Source organism: Massilia sp. CT11-108, assembly GCF_047302915.1.
In the GTDB taxonomy this organism is placed as follows: Bacteria; Pseudomonadota; Gammaproteobacteria; order Burkholderiales; family Burkholderiaceae_D; genus Telluria; species Telluria orientalis.
Genome location: NZ_JBKYMO010001469.1, coordinates 1 through 283, shown reverse-complemented (window position 1 = coordinate 283; position 283 = coordinate 1). Strand labels below are relative to the sequence as shown.

1 protein-coding gene is annotated in these 283 nt (G+C 73.9%); it reads left to right on the top strand.

Features of this window, described 5'->3' with window-relative positions; all coding sequences use genetic code 11:
• Window positions 1-283, top strand: a 283-nt coding sequence (locus ACEN88_RS35310) for an alpha/beta fold hydrolase (RefSeq protein WP_413347067.1), incomplete at both ends; no start/stop codon positions are given.

The following is a 283-nucleotide window of genomic DNA, read 5'->3' as shown; positions in this document are numbered from 1 at the left end:
GCCCCGCGCTGGCGACGGTCGAGGAGATGGCCGCCTGGCTGCTCGACCTGCTCGATGCTGCCGGTGTCGGCAAGGCCGTGCTGGCCGGCCACAGCATGGGGTCGCTGATCGCCCTCGAAGCGGCGTCCCGGGCGCCCGCCCGCGTGCGCGCGCTGGCCCTCGTGGGCAGCACGTGGCCGATGAAGGTGTCGGACGCGCTGCTGGAGACGGCGCGCACGAACGAACCGGGCGCCATCGACATGGTCAACCTGTGGTCGCACGCGGCCATCGCGCCGTCTCCAGC